Annotated in this window: 17 protein-coding genes and 2 pseudogenes; 7 read left to right on the top strand and 12 right to left on the bottom strand. The window is 65.8% G+C overall.

Annotation, left to right across the window (positions count from 1 at the left end):
• Window positions 1-141: 141 nt before the first annotated feature.
• The 8 genes from ON40_RS14605 to ON40_RS14570 form a co-directional block, all read right to left on the bottom strand.
• The gene (locus tag ON40_RS14605) at window positions 142-1,677 is read right to left on the bottom strand and encodes a GAF domain-containing sensor histidine kinase (RefSeq protein ID WP_063713003.1); all 1,536 of its coding nucleotides are present in this window, start codon (window positions 1,675-1,677) and stop codon (window positions 142-144) included.
• A gap of 671 nt (window positions 1,678-2,348) precedes the next feature.
• Window positions 2,349-2,804 (bottom strand): alpha/beta fold hydrolase, encoded by a 456-nt coding sequence (locus tag ON40_RS53215; RefSeq protein ID WP_040822811.1) that lies wholly within the window; start codon window positions 2,802-2,804, stop codon window positions 2,349-2,351.
• Between the two features lie 86 nt (window positions 2,805-2,890).
• Complete coding sequence (locus ON40_RS14595; protein ID WP_051193117.1) at window positions 2,891-3,388, bottom strand: nuclear transport factor 2 family protein; 498 nt, start codon at window positions 3,386-3,388, stop codon at window positions 2,891-2,893.
• Window positions 3,389-3,976: 588 nt separating this feature from the next.
• A complete protein-coding gene (locus ON40_RS14590) occupies window positions 3,977-5,032 on the bottom strand; it encodes a LacI family DNA-binding transcriptional regulator (RefSeq protein WP_063713002.1) in 1,056 nt (351 codons plus the stop codon).
• A gap of 179 nt (window positions 5,033-5,211) precedes the next feature.
• A complete protein-coding gene (locus ON40_RS14585; RefSeq protein WP_040822809.1) occupies window positions 5,212-6,120 on the bottom strand; it encodes a cyclase family protein in 909 nt (302 codons plus the stop codon).
• On the bottom strand, window positions 6,117-6,605 hold the full coding sequence (locus ON40_RS14580; RefSeq protein WP_040822808.1) for a VOC family protein: 489 nt from the start codon (window positions 6,603-6,605) through the stop codon (window positions 6,117-6,119). Before ON40_RS14580 ends, ON40_RS14585 begins: the two co-directional genes overlap by 4 nt.
• 6 nt (window positions 6,606-6,611) lie before the next feature.
• Window positions 6,612-7,391 (bottom strand): SDR family NAD(P)-dependent oxidoreductase, encoded by a 780-nt coding sequence (locus ON40_RS14575; protein ID WP_040822806.1) that lies wholly within the window; start codon window positions 7,389-7,391, stop codon window positions 6,612-6,614.
• 31 nt (window positions 7,392-7,422) lie between these two features.
• Window positions 7,423-8,760, bottom strand: coding sequence for a class-II fumarase/aspartase family protein (locus ON40_RS14570; protein ID WP_245567802.1), 1,338 nt, complete (start codon window positions 8,758-8,760; stop codon window positions 7,423-7,425).
• Window positions 8,761-8,942: 182 nt separating this feature from the next.
• Between ON40_RS14570 and ON40_RS53210 the strand changes: the two genes are divergently transcribed.
• From ON40_RS53210 to ON40_RS14550, 4 genes are read left to right on the top strand one after another with little or no spacing between them, the layout of a single operon-like run.
• Window positions 8,943-9,884 (top strand): thiamine pyrophosphate-dependent dehydrogenase E1 component subunit alpha, encoded by a 942-nt coding sequence (locus tag ON40_RS53210; RefSeq protein WP_040822804.1) that lies wholly within the window; start codon window positions 8,943-8,945, stop codon window positions 9,882-9,884.
• Entirely contained in the window at window positions 9,877-10,851 is a 975-nt protein-coding gene (locus tag ON40_RS53205; RefSeq protein ID WP_040822801.1) for an alpha-ketoacid dehydrogenase subunit beta, read from the top strand. Before ON40_RS53210 ends, ON40_RS53205 begins: the two co-directional genes overlap by 8 nt.
• Before the next feature lie 55 nt (window positions 10,852-10,906).
• Window positions 10,907-12,196: an MFS transporter gene (locus ON40_RS14555; protein ID WP_040822798.1), complete on the top strand. Its 1,290-nt coding sequence runs from the start codon at window positions 10,907-10,909 to the stop codon at window positions 12,194-12,196.
• 24 nt (window positions 12,197-12,220) lie between these two features.
• The gene (locus ON40_RS14550; protein WP_051193114.1) at window positions 12,221-12,520 is read left to right on the top strand and encodes an antibiotic biosynthesis monooxygenase family protein; all 300 of its coding nucleotides are present in this window, start codon (window positions 12,221-12,223) and stop codon (window positions 12,518-12,520) included.
• 933 nt (window positions 12,521-13,453) lie between these two features.
• Here the strand turns inward: ON40_RS14550 and ON40_RS56050 are convergent.
• Window positions 13,454-13,588, bottom strand: coding sequence for a restriction endonuclease (locus ON40_RS56050; protein WP_218008791.1), 135 nt, complete (start codon window positions 13,586-13,588; stop codon window positions 13,454-13,456).
• 413 nt (window positions 13,589-14,001) lie between these two features.
• On the opposite strand from ON40_RS56050, the pseudogene ON40_RS56045 reads away from it, so the two are divergent.
• Window positions 14,002-14,151 (top strand): annotated as a pseudogene (locus tag ON40_RS56045) (helix-turn-helix domain-containing protein); the annotation flags it as partial.
• A gap of 591 nt (window positions 14,152-14,742) precedes the next feature.
• On the opposite strand, the gene ON40_RS14545 reads toward ON40_RS56045, so the two are convergent.
• Window positions 14,743-15,384: a TetR/AcrR family transcriptional regulator gene (locus ON40_RS14545; protein ID WP_157186295.1), complete on the bottom strand. Its 642-nt coding sequence runs from the start codon at window positions 15,382-15,384 to the stop codon at window positions 14,743-14,745.
• A 104-nt stretch (window positions 15,385-15,488) separates the two neighbouring features.
• On the opposite strand from ON40_RS14545, the gene ON40_RS14540 reads away from it, so the two are divergent.
• Together ON40_RS14540 and ON40_RS14535 are read left to right on the top strand one after the other, a co-directional pair.
• The gene (locus ON40_RS14540; RefSeq protein WP_157186294.1) at window positions 15,489-15,899 is read left to right on the top strand and encodes an ester cyclase; all 411 of its coding nucleotides are present in this window, start codon (window positions 15,489-15,491) and stop codon (window positions 15,897-15,899) included.
• Window positions 15,896-17,122 (top strand): cytochrome P450, encoded by a 1,227-nt coding sequence (locus ON40_RS14535; protein WP_040822791.1) that lies wholly within the window; start codon window positions 15,896-15,898, stop codon window positions 17,120-17,122. Before ON40_RS14540 ends, ON40_RS14535 begins: the two co-directional genes overlap by 4 nt.
• Window positions 17,123-17,480: 358 nt before the next feature.
• Here the strand turns inward: ON40_RS14535 and ON40_RS54580 are convergent.
• A pseudogene (locus tag ON40_RS54580) lies at window positions 17,481-17,789 on the bottom strand (hypothetical protein); the annotation flags it as partial.
• A 61-nt stretch (window positions 17,790-17,850) separates the two neighbouring features.
• Window positions 17,851-19,647 (bottom strand): class I adenylate-forming enzyme family protein, encoded by a 1,797-nt coding sequence (locus ON40_RS14525; protein ID WP_063713001.1) that lies wholly within the window; start codon window positions 19,645-19,647, stop codon window positions 17,851-17,853.
• Between the last annotated feature and the right edge of the window lie 28 nt (window positions 19,648-19,675).

The following is a 19,675-nucleotide window of genomic DNA, read 5'->3' as shown; positions in this document are numbered from 1 at the left end:
GGATGATCGCACCAGGCTCCTGACCCTCGCGAGGGTTCAACGCAGTCGCGATACACCCGCTCGTATGCACCGCCGACCAGTTGTTCGACGGTGCGTGGTCCGCCCGGCTTACCGCATCGCCCCTGGCATTGCAGTGCGGGTCTACCGGTCGGGCTGCAGCGGAAGCTCGACGACGATCGCTGTCCCTTCCGAGGGGCGGCTGTTGACCTCGATCGAGCCGCCCAGGGCCTGTACCCGGTCACGTAGCCCGATCAGACCCGAACCTCGCGCGGGGTCAGCGCCGCCGGTGCCGTCGTCGCGGATCGTGAGGTGTAGCAGGGCGTCGTGCTGTTCGACGGTGACGTGCGCGTGTGAGGCGCGGGCGTGTCTGGTGGTGTTGGTGAGCGCTTCGGACACGACGTAGTAGGCCGCAACCTCGATCGGGTCCGCCCAGCGGGTTCCGGTCCGGATATCGAGTTCGACGGGGATCGCGGCGCGGCGGGCGAGGGTGCGCAGGGCCGGGCCGAGCCCGCCGGTGGACAGGATCGCGGGGTGGATGCCGCGCGCCATCTCGCGGAGCTCCTCGGTCGCCTCGGTGAGCTCGTGGGTGATCCGGCCGATCTGGGTCTGCAGCTTGGGCAGCTCCGCGGGCACCATAGCTTGGGTCAGGCGCAGCTCGAGGCCGAGCGCTATCAGTCGCTGCTGGGTGCCGTCGTGCAGGTCGCGTTCGATCCGGCGCCGGGCGTCATCGGCGGCCGCGACGATCCGGGCCCGGGAGGCGGTGAGCTGGGCGCGGCTGTCGGCGTTGGCGATCGCGGTCCCGATGAGTTCGGTGAAACCGGCCATGCGCTGTTCGGTGTCGGCCGGGAAACGTTCGCCCTTGGCCCCGATGGCGATCGCGCCCCACAGACGGCCCTCGACGACGATCGGAACCGCGACCCCCGACCGGATTCTCAGCCCGCGGATGGCGTCGCCGTACGCGCCGGGGGCTTGGCCGATGTCGTCGAGGCGAGCCGGGCGGCCCGTGCGCAAGGCGCCTGCCAAGGCCAGCGGCGGCTCGAGGTTCCAGCGGCTGCCCACGGGCATCACGTCGGCGTATGCGCCGGTGCCGGCGACGAGAGTCGCCGCGCCGTCGGGATCGAGGCGGACGATGACCGTGCCGTCGGTGGCCAGGACGTGACCGATCTCTTCTGCGACGGCGGCGAAGACCTCGGCCGGTGGCATCCCGCGGGCGACCAGCGTCGCGACGCGGCGCAGGGCCGCCTGTTCCTCGGCGAGCATGGAAAGTTCCTCGCGGCTGGCGGCGTTCGCGGTCGCGTGGGTTTCGGCTTCGCGGGTGCGGCGTGCGGCCAGGCCGACGGCCGAGCTGACCACGCCGGCGACGAGGACGAACACGACCAGGGCCACCACGTCGTTGAGGCCGCCGACGGCGAAGCTGTCCGGCGCGATGAAGTAGTAGGCCAGCAGCGCCGCGGCCGCGGCCGCGGCGGCCAGCGCCGGAACCAGCCCACCGACCAGCGCCACCACCACGACGGCGAGCAGGTAGAGCAGCATCTGGCTCGGCAGGTCCAGGACCTCGCGGAGCTGGGCCAAAACCATTGTCAGCAGGAGCAGAACGACCAGCCCGGTCAGCATCCCGGCGAGACGGCGCTGCGGGGACAGCCCCGCGCGCAATGCAGGCAGCCGTCGTCGAGTCACGGCAGGCTCGGGAGGGATATGCACGTTGAGGTCGCCCTTCCGGTTGGTAGGAGGCGGCAGCGCCGATTCCCGGCCCCATCAGCAACTGGGCCCCTGGGGGCTACTAGACATCGCAATGACTACGGTAGGCGCGCCTGTACATCTACTGCCGCTCCGGCAGCCACCACCGCTCAACGGGTACGTGCCGAACCTGAAGGTCGGGCAGGTGGCGTTGCACCTGGCGGCGCGGGAATTACGATGACTCGGTCTCGAGGCTCCATAGTGGGCGAGGTTAGGCAAGCCATCGGCGGGGTTCCACCAACCGCTCGTCGATCCACGCTATTCGGCTAACGATTCGCGTTTGGCGGACGATGTCGCAGCCTGCCGCAGGGTGATCAGAGGTGTTTGTCGAATACGGATGCGCCCACGCACCTTCTGGCGCCTCAGATCCCGCACGACGGCTTCCTTGGCGGACTCCTGATGCGCAGTAAAGGATTCATCCGAGATAAGCGCAGGGGCCAGATCACCGATAACAACCATCAGAACCGAAGAGACGCTTCAAATCTCCACTCAGCCGAACGGTGCGAGTCCTATCCCGAGCGTGGCTCGGTCGTGTGCGCGACCTCAGCCGCCGATCGACCAGATGTGCGGATCCCTGTCGCCGTGCACCGTCGCCGACCGGAATGGTCTCCTCATGGGTCGGGCCATTCTCGTTCCGGTCGGACTCGTCCTTCGCTCCGGACAGTGGTACTGCGGTCATTGCCCGGACCCTGAACCTCGCATCCTCGTGCGGTTTCGACGTCGTCTGTGTACTCGATGCGGACCCGCGGCACGCCGGCCTGTGCTATCGCCAACTCGATCGCGGCGCCCGAGCGGACCGGATCCGCCCGGGGCAACGAATGACCGGCCTCGGCGACGAGTTCGAAATCCGCCTCGATCTTGTCGGCCAGGCGCTGGCACTGCGTCGCGGGCACGACGCCATCCCGTTCGGCGCCCAGGACCACCGTCGGAACCGAGCGCAACGTACCCACGATCTGGGGCGCCAGATAAAAGTAGTCCAATGCGGCGAGAAGGTCGGACAAGACCCGCGGATCACCCTTTTGGCGGCCGGTGGCGAACTGGGCGCGTGATCCGTAGCGTCGACTCATCGCCCGGAAACGCGATTCGAGAACCCGATGGACAACCGCATCGAGCGCATCGAATTGTCCGGTGCGGGTGCTGCGCAGCGCGGACGTTACCGGTCAGCGCTGCGGTGTGAATCCCCGAAGTGCAGCAGCGCATGTCGCTGCCCACCAGAGTTTGTCGCGGTCCGCTGGTTTGTCGCGATCCGCTCGGCGAAGCGCCACTGTCCGTTACAGCGCTCGAAGCGGTCGAGGTAGCGGCCGATGAGGACGGGTTGGCGTGGTGTGCCCGACGCCGCCTGATACACGGTCCAGTACGCATGGCCGACAGCCGTGCCAGCTACCTCATCGACCTCGAGCCTGAGGTTGGTGATTTCGTAAGTGGTCGTGGATCGGCAGTCCTCCTCGGCGTTGATGACGGTACGGGCGAGCGCCTCGCCCCATTGCCCGTGCCCATCGCGGGCGGTCGTGTCGTCGAAGGGGCACAAAGCGTCAGCGACCAGTTCGCCGAGCCCGGCGATGTCGACGTCGTCGTGGAGAAGCGCATACGACGAGATCAGGTTCTCGATGGCTCGCTCGCTTGACACCGAGATGTGGTTTGAGGTGGTCATGATGGTCCTTTCTGGTGCTGTCACAACGCTGCCCGAGAGCTGAGAAACATCTCGTTGACACCGAGGAGGCCGCCGCTGGTGGCGTCGAGGGTCTGAAAATCCGGAAGGCGCACTAGATGTTGCACAACGACGAGGCTAGGTAGTCCGTCGGCGCGATTCCTCCGACCGCCCGTCGGTCCGCGTTATGTGGCCGATGATTCGCGTTTGGCGGGCATTGTCGCCAATTTGCGCTATCGGTGATGCCAGCGCGTGCCGACATCGAATCGTCTGTAGGTGTTTGGGGTGGCCGGCCTGGGGCTGGCTGGCAGGGTGGTGCTGGTTCTTCGGGCTGAGTGTGACTCGTGAATCGTCTGACCCCGTTGTGGGTGTCATTCCCGGGAGTTGTCCAATCAGCTCGAAGGGCCGGCGCCGCCCCGGCCCACCACGATGGCCCGATCAGAAGCTTGCCCAACCGAATCGGTTGTGGCTCATTGGCTTCGGCGCCGTAGGCCTGCGGTCGGAAGTCTGCCTGATCGACGGCGCCGAATCCAGTGGGATCTGGACCTCGCTGTCATCTCCGAGGTTCGGCTGGCGTATTTCCCCCGCCCGTTACGGTGCGGTCGGGTTGTCGTGGTTGGGAGGTTGCGCGGTGGATTGGCGCACGATCAGCTCGACGGGTTCGGTGACGATTTCGGCAATGGGTTCGGTGGGTTCGCGTTGTGCGAGTAGTTCGAGGGCTCGGTGTCCGAGTTGTTCGAGCGGCATTCGTACGGTTGTGAGGGCCGGGACGAGGTGGCTGGCGAGTGCCATGTCGTGGACGGCGATGACCGAGATGTCGTGGGGGACGGATAGCCCTCGCTCATGGATGGCGTGTAGGACGCCGACAGCGGAGGCGACGTTGGCGACGAATACTGCGGTGGGGGGGTGCGGGATCGACAGCAGTTCCTGCATGGCCGCGGCGCCGCCCGCGGGTGTGTAGTCGGCGTGGGCGATAAGGCCGGGGGTGGTGGGCAGTTGCGCGGCGGCCATGGCGGACAGATATCCGGCGCGCCGGCGCTGGGCGGTATCGGCCCCGGCTGGGCCCGCGAGGTGGGCGATGCGCCGGTGTCCGAGGGTAACGAGGTGGTCGACTGCGAGGTGGCCGGCGCGTTCGTCGTCGAGGATGACATATCGGGGTGAGCCTTCGGTGTGTCTGTTGACCAGTACCCAGGGGATTTTCGAGGCTCGGAGCTGTTCGAGTTCGTGTCCGGTTTCCTCGCCGGCGAACAGAAGCCCGTCCACGCGGCCTTGCCCGATGAGTTCGAGGTAGTGGGGCAGGGCGAACCGGACTCCGGCCGAGCTCGCGGTCATCAGCGCATAGCCGAGTTCGCCGGCGGCACGTTCGGCGCCGGCGATGATCTCCGCGTAGACGGGGTTCGCGAAGTCGGGAATCAGCAGGCCGAACATGTAGGCACGCGCGGTGCGCAGACTGCGTGCGGCCGCGTTGGGTCGGTAACCGAGTTTGTCGATGGTCTGCTGCACGCGTTGGCGCGTCTGGGGCCGGATGTTGAGGTTGGGGTCGTTGTTGACGATGCGGGAGACCACCGATCGATCCACCCCGGCCAGGCTTGCGACGTCTTTGAGCGTGACTTTGGGGGGCCGTGCCGGTTTCGATCTCTCGGGCATACCCCACCTTTCGTCCCACTGACCGGGTGCTGCTCACTGTAGATCAGTAATTCGGTATCGCCGGTACGCACGTTGCCCGATCCCGAGCGTCCCGGAAATCACCACCCGCTCCACCCTGGGTTTCGGCGATTTCGGCCGTGCGCCCGCGGGAGTATCGGTCCGTGGGCTGGACGTCGAGATCAGAACAGGCAGAGCGGGTTGACCGGGCACCCGGTGGCGCCGGGGATGCGCAGCGGTGCGACGGTCAGCAGGAATTGGGCGGTGCTCAGTTCGGTGGAGATCTCGACGAGGTCGGTGAGGCGGGGGCAGTCCAGCAGTACCAATCCCATTGCCACCAAGCCTATCTGGTGCAGCGGGAGGGGGACCGTGGCGCTGGGGTAGGGGATCTGTTCGACGCAGTCGCCGCTGTAGACGGCCACTTCGCGGTCGTGCAGCCAGGGCAGGCAGTCGGCGTGCAGACCGGCGCGAACAGCGGGGTTCTCGGTGCCGTGCTCGGCCTCGCGGCGTTCGAGGCCGACGTGGACGAATACCGCGTCACCCCGGGTGATGGTGGTACCGGCCAGGTGTTCGGCGGCCGTGAGGTCGGCGGCGGTGACAACGTCGCCGGGGTCCAGATAGGTGACGCCGCGAACGGCGGTGATATCCAGTAGTACGCCGCGGGTGAAGATTCCGTGGCGCTGGGCGTATATCGAGCCGGCGCGCAGCCCGTCGGGGCGCATGAGGTGTTCGGCGCGGCGGCCGTTGTAGGCGTTGCCGTCCCAGAACACGTGGGTGACGGCGTCGAGGTGGGTGACGGCGAAGCCGTGTGTCGCCAGTTCGATACTGTCCAGTGCCGAGGTGGGCGGGGTGGCGTCGAACAGCATCCGGTGTCGCAGGGGGTCGGTGTTGAGCTGATCGGCGACGGTGGACAGATCGCGCCCGATGGACACGCTGCGGCCGTGGGTGACGAGTGCGGCCGCGGCGGCGCGGGTGTCGTCGGTGATGTAGTTCAAGGTACCGAGTTCGTCGTCGGGACCCCACCTGCCGGTGTTGGAGCAGCGGTCGAACAGGGCTATGAGTTCGTCGTCTGTCATGGTTGGGCTGGTCATGGCCGGGTCCTCGATTCGGTAAGCCGGTGTGCGGGTGGTTGTACCATTTCGAGCACGATCCGGTCGGGATCTTCGAAGTAGCAGGTGTATCCGCCGGCGTTGATCCCGGCGGTGATGTCGTTGGGTGGGGAGTAGAAGGTGACGCCCGCTGCGGTCAGTGCGCGATAGCGGGCGTGGATATCGTCGACGGCCACCGCCAGGTGCGCGGCGCCGGGGTTGCAGATCTGCGCGTCGCCGCGGCTGCCGACGGGCTGCAGGTATTGCACCAGTTCCAGGTCGTGGCTGGACAGCCCGCGGGGCTGACCCGGCACGACCAGCTGGGCGATCCGCAGGTGCGCGTCGGGGTAGCCGACCAGGCGGCGGGTGTAGTCGTTGCTCTGTTCCTGGGTGTGAATCAGCTCGAAGCCGAGTTGATGGGTGTAGAAGTCGATCGAGGTGTCCAGATCGGCGACGGTGAAGCTGAAGTGCCAAACTCCGTGCAACATGGTCTCTCAGTTCATTTCCAGGCCGCCGCAGACGTTGAGTGCCTGCCCGGTGATGGTGGATGCCGTGGGTGAGAGCAGAAACGCTGCGGCCTCGGCGATTTCGGTGGGGGATACGATGCGGCCCAGCGGGATCTGCGCTGCTTGCTGGGCGAACGATTCCTCGGCGGTGATGTGGTTGATCCGGGCGCGGCGCTGGTGGATCGCGCGGGTCATCTCGGTATCGACGACGCCTGGGCAGACAGCGTTGACGGTGATCTGGGATGGTGCGAGGGCCAGGGCCGCAGAGCGCACGAGGCTGATGACACCAGCTTTGCTGGCCGCGTAGTCCGCTGCGGTGGGTCGGCCGCTGCGGCCGGCGACCGAGGCGATCGCGACCATGGCCCCACCGCCGTGGCGTTGCGCGTGTCGGGCAACGGTCTGGAAAAGCAGGAAAGTTCCTTTGAGGTTGACTGACATCGTTGTGTCCCACCCCTCTTCGCTCAGTTCGAGGAATGGCTGATCGCGAATGATGCCGGCCGCCGACACCGCCAGGGTGATCGGTCCGAGATCGTCCTGGGCCACGGCTACCGTGTCGTGCACCTGCTGGCTCGAGGTCACGTCCATCGTGTACGCGTGGGCAAGCCCGCCGGCGGCGGTGATCAGCTCCGCAGTCGCGCGGGCGGGTTCGTCGGCGATGTCGGCGACGGCGACGCGGGCGCCTTGGGTGGCGAGCAGGGTCGCGCAGGCGCGTCCTATTCCGCCGCCCGCGCCGGTGACGAGCACGGTCTTTCCGGTGAAACGGTCCACCGAACCTCCTTGTTCTGGGGCTGATTGAGGGTCAAGGGCAGGTATGCCACAGGGCCAGAGCTGCTTCCACGGCCTGGCGGGGCCGGCCGAGGTAGGACTCGGGGGTCAGTTCTTCGACCGTATCGGCGATGTCGGCGGGCAGTTCGGCACGTATCGCACTGTGCAGAGCCTCCCCGGTGCTGCGGCATCGAGCGGCCGCCAGGTAGACGATGTCGTGGGCTTGTTCGCGGCCGATCCGTTGCGCCAGGCTCATCATGTAGGCCTCGGCCATCACCAGCCCGCCGTCTGCGTTCAGGTTGGCGAGCATGGCTGCGGGAAATACCTGCAGGCCTGTAGTGATCGACGTGGCGGTCCGCAGTGCGGCGGCGCTGAGGCACACCAGTTGCGGCAGCACCTGCCATTCGGCCTGCCACTCGCCGGCGGCACGTTCGTGGCCCGCCTCCATGATGCGAAACAATGCCGAACTCAGTGCGCCGGCGGTGATAGAGGCGCCGATAACCGCTTCGGACTCGATCGGATTGGCCTTCTGCGGCATCGTGGACGAGGCCCCGCGATGATGACCCGACGCCTCGGCGACCTCGCCGATCTCGGTGCGGGACAAGTCGACTACTTCGCGGGCGAACCGAGCACAGGTGCCGGCGAGCAGCGAGCAGACCGCACCGAATTCGGCGAGCCCGTCGCGCGAGACATGCCAGGCAACCTCGGTGGTCGATAGTCCGAGCCGCTGCGCGACTGCGGCGCGTAATGGTGTCGCATGCTCGCCATAGGCTGCGGAGGTACCCGCCGCGCCGAACAGCGACACGACCGCCGCTCTCGTTCGTGCCGCGGCGAGGCGCTCCCGATGGCGCGAAAGTTCGGCAAGGTAGGTGGCCAATTTTGCGCCGAGCGTGGTTGGCACGGCCTGCATCGCGTGCGTGCGCCCGGCGATCACCGTGCCCGCATGGACTCGGGCCAGTGGTGCCAGCGCGTCACCGAACTCACCGAGCAACACACCCAGCCGTTGTGCGGCGGCGTCCAGTTGCACCGCGAGCCCGGAGTCCATGATGTCCTGGGTGGTGGCACCGTAATGCACACGGCCCCGATGAGCGTGCGGTAGCGCCGCATCGATCTGACGGACCAGCGACAGGATCGGATATCCGACAGTGCGGGTCTCGCTCCAGAGCCGATCACGGTCGATCGTGTCGACCTTCGCAGCGATGGCGATCGCCTGCGCGTCGGCGGGTTCGACCACGCCGAGATCGGCCTGGGCGGCGGCGAGCGCCACCTCGACCCGCAGCCACGACCGGATTGTTTCCTGCTCGGAAAAGATCCGGGTCATCGGCTCGTCGCCGTACAGGCCCAGCAGCATCTCGAACCGCTGCGTATTCATCACACTCCTTCGATCACCACACGAGTCAAACGATTGACTCAACGTACGTCGTGCATGCGTGGACTGCAAGGGTTATTGGGAGTTCACATCGGATATTGCGTTTCGCGAAGCCCTGTGTTTAGGTAGGTCAATCGTTTGACTTTCCAGGTGCGGTTACCGTCGTTCACCCAGTGGAGGTGCCTATGACCAACAATCAACTCTCGGCCGATCTGCACGCGATGTGGCGGATCAGAGCGTTCGAGGAGAAGATCCAAGCCCTGCACAAGACCGGTGATATCCCCGGTTCGGTGCACTTGTGCATCGGCCAGGAAGCCGGTCCCGTCGGAGCCTGTGACGCACTCGGCGCGGCCGACGCACTGTTCGCGACCTATCGAGGCCACGGCTGGGCGATCGCTCGCGGAACCCCGATACAGCCGTTGTTCGCCGAATTGTTGGGCCGCGCGACCGGAGTGAACGGCGGCCGCGGCGGTTCGGCGTACTTCAGCGCCCCCGAATACGGGTTCTACGGCGAGAACTCGATCGTGGGCGCAGGCGCCTCGCACGCGGTCGGCGCGGCACTGGCCGGCCGCTACGACGGCACCGGCCGCCTCGCGATGTCGGTATTCGGTGACGGGGCCATGAATCAGGGCGCGGTGTACGAGGCGATGAACTTCGCGGCCGCCTACGGTCTGCCGGTGCTGTTCATCTGCGAGAACAACCGATACTCGGAGCTGACGCCGATCCGGGAGATGGTCGCCAACGAGCAGTTGACCGACCGGGCGACCGCCCTGGGAATCCGTGCTCGCCGCATCGATGGCAACGATCCGGCAGCGATCCGGTCCACCGTCGCCGAGTTCGCCGCCACCGCGCGCGACGGCGGCGGGCCGGGGTTCATCGAAACCATCACCCAGCGGCTGGTCGGCCACTACATCGGCGACGTGCAGCAATACCGCCCGCCCCGGGAACTCGAGGCCGACGCCCTGATCGAGCCGATCGCCGTCGCGACCGCCGAACTCGTCCGCACCGGCGTCGACACCGCACGTATCGAGCGTGCCGCCCGCGAGGAGGTCGCCGCCGCCGCCGCACAGGCACTTACCGATCCGATCGCCGACCCTGCCACCGCGAAGGAGCACCTTTATGCCTGAGCTCAGCTATGCCGCGGCGGTGAACGCCGCGTTGCGCCGTTGCCTGCACGAGATCCCCGAGACCCTGCTCTACGGCGAGGACGTCGCCAAACCCGGTGGCGTGCACGGGGTGACCCGCAGGCTGTGGAAAGACTTCGGCGACCGCGTGTTCGACACCCCGATCAGCGAATCCGCGATCCTGGGCTCCGCCGTCGGCGCCGCCATGATGGGGCGTCGGCCGATCGTGGAGATCATGTGGGCCGATTTCTTTTTCGTCGCGTTCGATCAGATGATCAACCAGGCCGCCAACGTTCGCTACATCTCCCAGGGCCGCCTGACCGCACCCCTGGTGGTACGGACCCAGCAAGGCAATTCGCCGGGCGCGTGCGCGCAGCACTCGCAGAACATCGAAGCGCTGATCACCCACATCCCGGGCCTGCGAGTCGCGATCCCCTCCACCCCGCAGGACGCGTTCGACCTAATGATGTCGGCCGTGCACTGCGACGACCCGGTCGTTGTCATCGACAACCGCACCCTGTATTCGGGCGACAAACAGCAGGTCGTCACCGACGGGCCCGTGGCCTCGATCGGCGGAACCCGGTTGCGCCGCACCGGTCCGGCCGCCACCGTCGTGACCTGGGGCGCCATCACCCACCGGGTGATCGAGGCCGCCGACCGGCTCGCCCGCGACGGCATCGAGGTGACGGTGCTGGAGACACCATGGCTGAACCCGTTCGATCACGACGCACTGCACCACGCGCTGGCAGGCACCGGCGGCAGACTCGCCGTCGTCCACGAGGCCAACACCACCGGCGGATTCGGCGGCGAAGTGATCACCCGAGCCCTGGAAGCAGGCGCCCTGTCCGGCCGAGCGCTGCGGATCGGCACGGCCGACTCCCGCATCCCCGCCGCCGGCGCACTCGCCGCGGCACTGATCCCCGGCACGGACCGGATCTACACCGAACTCGCGCACTTCACCGCGGCCTGACGCCCCGGTCCTGCCTCAACGCGGCCCATGCCGCACGTTCTACCTGGAGTCGACGATGACGACCATCCGCTACCGCGTGTTCGCGATGAACTTCGCAGCCAGCCTGATCAACTACGGGGATCGAGTCGCCTTGTCGGTGGCCGCGCCGTTCATCCTGGCCGAATTCCACTTCGCGCCCGCATTGTGGGGCGTCATCCTGAGCGCCTTCTTCTGGACCTACTCACCCTTCGCGCTGCTGGGCGGGTTCATGGTGGATCGGATCGGCATCCGCAAGGCGTACACGATCTGCATGCTCGCATGGTCACTGACTATTCCCCTGACCGCCGCCGCATGGAACGCCTCCTCGCTGATCGTGGCCAGATTGCTGTTCGGCGCAGGCGAAGGCCCACAAGCTCCGATCAGCACCACCCTGACCGCGAACTGGTTCCCCAAACGGCAGACCTCGACCATGCTGAATCTGGCCCAGTCCGGAACCACGATCGGACCGATCATTGCCACCCCGTTGGTCGTGTGGGCCAGCACCACCATGGGGTGGCGTCCGACCTTCGTCATCCTCGGCGGATTCGGCGTCCTGTGGAGTGCGGCCTGGTGGTTCATCGCCCGCGACCGCCCCGCCGATCACCCGAGTGCCGATACCGCCGAACGCGCCTACATCAACGCCGACCACGACACCACAGACGCCTCGACAACCGGCCCGGACACCACGCCGCGATTCTGGTCACTACTGCGCCAGCCGCACGTGCTGGCGTTGTCGATCGCGTTCTTCGCCTACTCTTGGGTGCTGTTCATGTTCCTCACCTGGTATCCGACGTACCTGGTCAGCGCCCGCGGAGTACGCAAGACCGACCTCGGGGCGATCGCCACGATCCCCTGGATCGCCGCGAGCGCAGGGCTTATCCTCGGCGGTCTTGTCGCCGACCGGCTGGTCACCCGAACCGGCAGTCTTGTGCAGCCGCGCAAGTGGATGATCATCGTTTGCCTCATCGCGGTCGCGGTATGTTTCGGGCCCTCACCATTCGTGCGGTCGCCGACCGTCGCGCTCGTGCTGGTCTGTGTCGCCATCTTCTTCCTCCTGGCCAGCTACCAGTACCAGTCACTGATCGTGGCTCTGACTGCCCCTGCTTACACCGGCCGCCTCGCGGGGACCATCCAAATGTGCTCCACCCTGGCCGGCATCCTGGCACCCATCGTGACCGGCGCCGTGGTCCAGATCACCGGAAGCTACACACCAGCCTTCCTGATCGGCGGAGCCCTCGCGCTCGCCGGAGCCCTGGCAGTACTGATCCTGCTGCGCCGGCCACAACCAGATCCAGCGCCGGTCGCCCCTACTACGGCGGTGGCATAACCCCCCGCAAAACAGGAAGAAGCCATGACTGTACTGGAAATTGCTGTCATACCCGTGAGCACCGATGCGGGCGTACAAGCCGCGCATGCGATCGTCACGGGAGCCGAACTGGTCAACAGTGATCACCGCTGCCGCGGCGTGACGGTCGTCCAGGGCGTCGAAGAGCCCGACAAGATCATCCTGCTCATCGAATGGGCGAGTATCGAAGCCCATCACGCATTCCGTGACGGCAACACCTACCGGCAGTACCGGGCAACAATCCAAGACCACCTATCGGGAACTCCGGCCTTCAGCCATTTCGAAACCCTCGCCCAGCTGACCTGAAACGACGAACAGGATGTCAGCCACTGTCTCGTCGCGGATCTGGGCCGAAGCCGGAAGGCACGACCGTTCCAGTGGCAGATGAGAAACTCCGAAGTGACCGATCGGCCTCGGGTGGCAGAGCACCGGAGATCTCGTCGAACAACGGAGTGTCTTCTTTGGCTGTCGAACAGAGACAGATGGAGCGGACGCTGGCCTTGCCGTATGGAATCGCCTGTAAGTGTTGGTGGTGGCTGGCCTGGGGCTGGCCGGCAGGGTGGTGCCGGTTCTTCAGACCGGGTTTGACTCGTGAATCGCCTGGCCCCGTAAAGGTGTTCTTCCCGGGAGTTGTCCTCTCGGTCTGAAAGCCGGCGCCGCCCCGGCCCACCACGATGGCCTGATCAGAAGCTTGTCCAACCGCAGGAACGGTTGTGGCTCATTACAGGTCTGCCTCGTAGTAACTGTCACCCGGGCCGACGCCGGTCACCCCGGCTGGAGGAGAACACCGCATCGACCATCGTCGCGGACTACTACCGATTCGTCGTCGGCGTCGACAGGCACGCCGCAACACACAGGCACGCCGTCGTCGAATGCTCGCTGAATCCAGTGGCATTGTGGTCCGGTACCACGGCTGAATCTACCTGGCTTGGTCGAGGAAAGCCCTCGTCGACTCGGGTCCGTTGTCGCCCGGACCATCTACATTGACATCGCGCGTTGACTTCGCTGCCGGTCGGGTGTCGGCATCGTTCTTGAAATGTGCTGGGGTAGCGCATATTCCGCCCCAGGCGGCGGGGCCTGTCTGCGAGTCCCACGCGGTGAGCGCTTTGGCTGCCATGAGGTGGATACCTGCGTTGGCGGTGTAGGTCTGCGCGTGGGTGGTTCGGGCGGTGCCGCCGAACCGCTGCACATGCTGGGACCCGACACTACGGCTGTGGTGATATCTTTTGGCCTGCCACACTATCCGCGTCCGTCAGGGGAGCGGGCGAGCACGTCCGCTCCCAGGTCTCCGGCCCGGCCGACCACCTGCACGTCGCTGCATCCATCTCGCCGACACAGCGCCGCGAGAGCATATTCGAAGTCCCTGGGGCTCAACGCGTTCAGGGCCAGCGGGTTCCGCCGCGACTGGCCTACCGTTGCGACCGCGCGACGAAAGCCTGAGCCTACGCAGCAGCGACACGCTCACGCCTGCACCGTAAGACGGTGACGAACCCGAGGGACACCCAGCAAACACACCGCGCCCCACACCCAGACGAGGCCACCGGGCTCGACTGCCACTGCCCAGCCCAGGCGGCTGGCCGGTCCGTTCGACCTCCCGCCCGGCTACGGATATCGGAAACCCCCCACGGACCCGATCATCGGTCACACGCCGGCGGAGAGCATCCTCGAGTCAGCAGAGCGATCGTTCCAGAAGCGTTGGCGGTCGACCTGTTGCGGTCCACCGCGCCGTCAACCAATCGTGCACTCGTGCATCGACCGCACGGCGGCGCGCGGGCGGCCGCGTCCGGATCGTCCATGATTGTGTCGTGGACGAGCGGTGGCCGCTGCGACGAGCGGCCGAGCGGTTCCAGGTCTCGCCCACGACCGCGAAGCGGTGGGCCGACCGCCACCGCGAGCAGGGCGACTATGCCGAGGGTGCCAGACGTGGTGCGCCGCACGCCATTCAATTCGATTCCGCAGATGCAAACATCTGAGATCGGGATCGGTTCGGGCAGTTGCGGGCCCGCACGACCGAGCGTTACGAGGCGGGGCAACAGTGGCGAGGTCAGGGCATGGGCCTGCGCACGATCGCGAAAGAGCTTGGCATCGACCGGAAGACGGCGCGGCGGTTCGCGGCCGCGTCCGATCCGGAAGACGTGATCGCCGCTGCCATTTCCCGAGCGGCGCTGCTGGGACGACTTCGTTCAGGTCCGTGCCGTGCCAGCGCTGCAATCGTTCGTCACCGGGCTCGAACCCGACTTTGCCGCGGTCACCGCCGGGCTGACGCTTCCGTGGAGCAATGGCCCTGTTGAGGGCACCGTTCATAAAATCAAGCACCACAAGCGCCAGTGCTTCGGCCGCCAAACTGGATCTTCTGCGCAAACGCCTGCTACTCAGCCACGCAACCGTCGGCCAGCACCTCCCGGTGAAATGATCACGCGTCCCGCGCCAGAACCCTTCACGGTTCTGGCGCGGGACGCGTGACGGCGCTGAGCAGTCTCGCCGGGCGCGGTTCTGTCGGACACCTGTATCGATGACCCTCGGCTGCCTCAGTGCCCAGGGCCGTGCGAGGCCGCGGGGGCGCGCAACGCACCGTCGAACACGGCGTGAAAGTCCTCGGCGGTCAGATCCGCATCCGCGAGCGCGAATTCGTTGATCAGCACCGACGCGAGGTGGGCCAGTGCGGCAGGCTTACCGGCCCTGATTTCGCCGGTCTCCTGCCCTTCGCCGATCAGGTCGGCCATCAGGTTCATGGCCTGCGCGAATCGGCCATAGACATCGTCGGCGAAGGCAGCCAGCACCGGGCCGACGATGGCTGACCCGCCCTGCACCTGCCGCAGCACCGACCGGAAGTCGGGCCGCGCTCGGAAATACACGGCCGCAGTGTCGACGACCCGGTGCAACCGTTCCAGTGCCGTTCCCTCGGACTCGGCGGCGCGACGGAGCTCGGCGAGGTATTCGTCGGCTCGCCGACTGAGGGTCTGGGCTACCAGGTCGTGCTTGCTGTCGAAGAATTTGTACATCGCTGCCGTCGAGTAGCCGGACAGGTCGGCGATCCGGCGCAGCGATCCGTCGCGCAGCCCGTCCTCGCCGAACACCCTTTCGGCGGCGTCGAGGACGTCTGAAATTGCCTCTGCGCGGCGGGCGGCCCGGCGCTGACTGCGCATGTCTTCGCGCACCGTATCCGTCACGGATTCAACTGTAAACCACTGATGACCCTTGAATTGTGGACGCATGTCCACCATAGTGAATGAGTGTCCACAGTGAAGGTGGAGTGCAGTGAAGGGGAGTGCTCATGGTGAGCGGCTCAGAAGAAGACCTCATCCGTGGATGCATCGCCGCGTTGAATTCCGGAGACGTGGCCGGCTACCTGGCCGGGTTCTCCCCAGACGCGCTGCGCTGGGTGGATGGACTCGATACGCCGTTGACGCTGTCTGATGTTCGGGAAAGCCTGAGCCAGATGGTCATGGCGTTCGATCGGCTACACCTGCAGGAGGATTTGTTGTTCGGATGTAGTGGGCACGCTTGCGCCCGCTGGACGCTGCGGGGCGTACACACCGGTGTCTACGGGGGGATCGCACCGACCCATCGTGAGATCGACGTACAGACCTGCGAGGTCTATGCGGTGGTTGGCGACAGAATCACCGAATCTCGCGTATACGGCGACGCTTTGGGCGTCTTCACCCAGCTCTCGGGGGACAGATGACCGACCTGAGTGCCTGGATGCTGCTGGATCCGGCGGTCCTCGACGACCCCTACGACTTCTACCGGACGCTGCAGGCGCAGGCGCCCGTGTGGGCGGTGCCTGGCACCGACATCGTCGCGATCAGCAGCTTCGCGCTGCTGTCGGAGGCCGTGACACGGACAGCGGACTTCTCCTCCACGATGCGGTGCCTGCTGTACCGCGATTCGGACGGGCTACCCGCCCGCCTCGACCTCGGTGGGTCGGCCGTGCCGACGCTGGCAACCGCCGACCCACCAGCGCACACCAGGCAGCGGCGCGCAGTGTTCCCGGAGTTGGTGGCGAAGCGCATGCGCACCCTCGAAAGCGACATCTGCGCGCTGTCCGCAGCCACCGTCGAGCGGGCGCTGCGCGATCACACCTTCGAGTTCATGGCAGCGATCGGCAATGTGGTACCGATCACCGTGATCGCGAAACTGATTGGTTTCCGCGACACCGACCCTGCGCAACTGCTGGACGCTGCGTTCGACTCCACCACGATGGTCGGCGGCACGATGTCGCTGGATCAGCTCAACGGCCTCGTCACCCGTATCGGGGACATCCAGGGCTGGATCACCGAACAGGTCATCGCAGCGGGCGATGACGACGAGGAGGAGGGAATCCTGTCGGCCGTGCGGCGGGCGCTGGACGCCGGAACCCTGGAGATGGGTGAGGCCACCATCATGCTGCATACGCTGCTGAGCGCGGGCGGGGAGTCGACCACCAGCCTGATCGGCAATGCGGTCCGGCTGCTCGCCGAGGATCCGGCTCTGCAGCAGCGGCTGCGTGAGTACCCGCAGGACGTCGACGTTTTCGTGGAAGAGACGTTGCGTCTGGAGTCGCCGTTTCGGCAGATGATGCGCAGTGTCCCACACGACACCACGCTCGGCGGCGTCGACATCGCGGCCGGCTCCACGGCGTTGCTGCTCTTCGCCGCTGGGAACCGAGACCCCGCACAGTTCGACAATCCGGACCTTGTGGACCTCGAACGCGGCGCTCCTCGGCACCATTTGGCCTTCGGGCACGGAATCCACCACTGTGTAGGCGCCGCTCTTGCACGCATCGAGGCCTGCGCGGTGCTCAGGGCGCTGCTCGAGCAGACCCGCAACTTCGAACTCGACCCGGAGCGTGCCCCGAGATGGTTCGACAGCCTGCTGGTCCGTCGGCATCAGCGACTCTCTATCACTGCGACGGCGGTCGCCTCATAACCGGCGGCCGGGAATGTGTCGCCGTGATCACCAGCGCAGCCAGTGCTATGTATGGGACGTGCCTGTTCGCTGGCACTGTTGGACATTGCCGACGTCCTCGTCCTGGTCGATCGCGACGGTGAACTGCTCAACACGGCGGTTCGAGACCTCCCTGTGGAGAGGGCCATCGCCTGCGTCACCGACCGAACAGCTCGCGGCGCTCAGTGCCCAGGTGGGCGAAACCGGCTCCTTTCGGGCACTGGTCGCTGGTGTACTTTTCGATCAGCGCTGGGGTGAGGTGCGGTATGTCGTCTTCGGAGCCGAGGTTCGCGGCCTCCGCGGCGGCCTGAAACTTCGCGTCGGGTAATGCCACACCGCGGATCACCGCGAGCAGATAGGGGCGTTCGCTGCTGCCATAGACGTAGATCTGGCGGATCAGCGGGCTCACAGCATAGACAGCCTCCAGCTTGGATACCGCCACGAATTCGCCCTGCGACAGTTTGAGCACGTTGTTGCGGCGGTCGACATAGACCAGATGATCCGGCTCGAGCTCGGCCATCACGTCTCCGGTGTGATAGAAACCGTTGGCATCGAAGATCTCGTCGTTCAACTCGGGTCGCTTGAAATAGCCGGGAATCAGGAGTTCCGACTCGATCAGCAGCTCTCCACGCGGATACGGTTTATCGGTACCGCCGTCGCCCCGCCGATGCGAGAGTGACAGTGACCGTCGGTGACAACTGCGACCTGGCTCATGGGACTTCGCTGATGCTCGCGCAATTGTGCGTAGCTCCTGCGACACCTGTCGGCGTGGCCGCCATCGTCGGGCCGGTGGCTGCTGTGTCGATATGAGGATGGAACATTGCCTTGACTTTCGGTTTGTGGACCTTCTCGCTCGCATTGCGTGGAAGGGGATGAGGTGATTCGGTGAGGAATTTCGGCATCTTGTGCGGCGGGAGGTGTTTGGTGAGGAATTGTCTGATCTGGTCTGCTGTGGTGGTCCGGTTCGCCTGGAGGACGTAGACCATGGCGAGTTCTTCGCCCATTCGCCCGTCGTCGACGCCGAACACGGCGACTTCCCGCACTGCGGGATGGCGGTGGGCGACGCTTTCGATCTCGGCGGGGTGGATGTTTTCTCCGCCGCGTATCACGATCTCCTTTATTCTGCCGGTGACGTGGAGATAGTTGTCGCGGTCGAGGTAGCCGTCATCACCGGTTCGCAGCCATCCGTCGTCGGTGAGCAGGTCTGCCGAGGGCATGCCCCAATATGCGGGGCTACAGGTTATCCCGCGTAGTTGTATCTCACCGCCGGTCCCCGCAGGGTTCACCTTCCCTTCGGCGTCGACGAAACGGAACTCCATGATCGGTGAGGCGTATCCCGCGCTGAGGGGCTGGAGGTCGAAGACGGCTCCGCTCATGGTGGCTCCCACCCCCATTGTCTCGGTCATTCCGTATCCGGAGGACCGGCTTACCCGACCTAGCTTCTTCTCGATCAATTCGGGAAGCCCTGGAGGCGTCGCTGTGCCGGCGGACGCGACTCGGGAGAGGGTTGTGGTGTTGTAGTTGTCGAATTCGGGATGTCCGAGCAGATCGAGAAGGATGGTGGGAACGGTGGAGAGAATGGTTACCTGTTCGGTCTCTATCGCTCGAAGCGCCGCTTGCGCATTCCACTTGCGTAGGAGAACGACTTTTTGCCCGACGTATGCCGGCATCAACAGGCCGCTGATCAGCCCTGTGGCGTGGAATAGCGGCACGGTAAGTATGGGCGAGTCTGTCGTAGCGCCGCCGCGGTGTTCTCGGGGGCCTTCCAGTTCGAGGAGAAGCAGGCCGAGGTAGATCATCGCCATCAGGGACTGGCAGATCGCGGCATGACGGTGGACCGCGCCTTTGGGAAATCCGGTGCTTCCCGAGGTGTACAGAATTACTGCTGGATCCTCGGCCGACGCGGTGTGGTGGGTGTACGGCTGGTAGGTGAATTCCGCGACCACGGCGCCAAAGGAGCGGTATCCCGCTTCGGGTGAGGGATCGGCGACATCCGTGACGATCACGTGGTACCCGTGCGTTCGGTGCGGCGGGAGCAGTTGGTGGCGGTGTTGGTCGATGATGATGCACTGTGGTGTGCAGTCGGCGAGGGCGAACGTGAGATCTTCGGCGTTGCCCCAACTGTTTATCGGCACCACGATCGCGCCGACAAGGGTTGCGGCGGCGAACGCTATCATCCACTCGGGACTATTTCGCATCGCGATCGCCACACGGTCTCCTCGTACTATCCCGTAACTGGATTGCAGGGCGGCGGCCAGCGCGTCGGTCCCGTCGAAGAAACGCTTGTAGCTGTACCGTTGGTCCTCGTAGACCAGGAAATCCGCGTCCCCATGGGCGCGGGCGCCGTCCAGAATATCTATGACGGTTGCGGGAGCATGCTTGAACGCCCGGTATTCGTTGCCTGCAAGTAACAGGGTATCGACCTCGCAGAATTGGCCGGGCCCGGTGATTTTGTCCCTCGCTTGGTGGATTTGATTCGGAGTGAGGGGTTGTGTGGTCTCGGTCATTGGTATCTCGTCTCGTATCGGCAGCGCC

This window comes from Nocardia jiangxiensis NBRC 101359, assembly GCF_000308615.1.
GTDB lineage: Bacteria > Actinomycetota > Actinomycetes > Mycobacteriales > Mycobacteriaceae > Nocardia > Nocardia jiangxiensis.
Note: the sequence above shows the minus strand (reverse complement) of the source record. Positions and strands in the feature narration are given on the sequence as shown.

Coding starts and splice junctions, on each gene's coding strand:
- ON40_RS53215 (WP_040822811.1), bottom strand. CDS start 2,804: ATGAGTCGACGCTACGGATCACGCGCCCAGTTCGCCACCGGCCGCCAA.
- ON40_RS14595 (WP_051193117.1), bottom strand. CDS start 3,388: ATGACCACCTCAAACCACATCTCGGTGTCAAGCGAGCGAGCCATCGAG.
- ON40_RS14590 (WP_063713002.1), bottom strand. CDS start 5,032: ATGCCCGAGAGATCGAAACCGGCACGGCCCCCCAAAGTCACGCTCAAA.
- ON40_RS14585 (WP_040822809.1), bottom strand. CDS start 6,120: ATGACCAGCCCAACCATGACAGACGACGAACTCATAGCCCTGTTCGAC.
- ON40_RS14580 (WP_040822808.1), bottom strand. CDS start 6,605: ATGTTGCACGGAGTTTGGCACTTCAGCTTCACCGTCGCCGATCTGGAC.
- ON40_RS14570 (WP_245567802.1), bottom strand. CDS start 8,760: ATGAATACGCAGCGGTTCGAGATGCTGCTGGGCCTGTACGGCGACGAG.
- ON40_RS53210 (WP_040822804.1), top strand. CDS start 8,943: ATGACCAACAATCAACTCTCGGCCGATCTGCACGCGATGTGGCGGATC.
- ON40_RS53205 (WP_040822801.1), top strand. CDS start 9,877: ATGCCTGAGCTCAGCTATGCCGCGGCGGTGAACGCCGCGTTGCGCCGT.
- ON40_RS14555 (WP_040822798.1), top strand. CDS start 10,907: ATGACGACCATCCGCTACCGCGTGTTCGCGATGAACTTCGCAGCCAGC.
- ON40_RS14550 (WP_051193114.1), top strand. CDS start 12,221: ATGACTGTACTGGAAATTGCTGTCATACCCGTGAGCACCGATGCGGGC.
- ON40_RS14540 (WP_157186294.1), top strand. CDS start 15,489: ATGGTGAGCGGCTCAGAAGAAGACCTCATCCGTGGATGCATCGCCGCG.
- ON40_RS14535 (WP_040822791.1), top strand. CDS start 15,896: ATGACCGACCTGAGTGCCTGGATGCTGCTGGATCCGGCGGTCCTCGAC.
- ON40_RS14525 (WP_063713001.1), bottom strand. CDS start 19,647: ATGACCGAGACCACACAACCCCTCACTCCGAATCAAATCCACCAAGCG.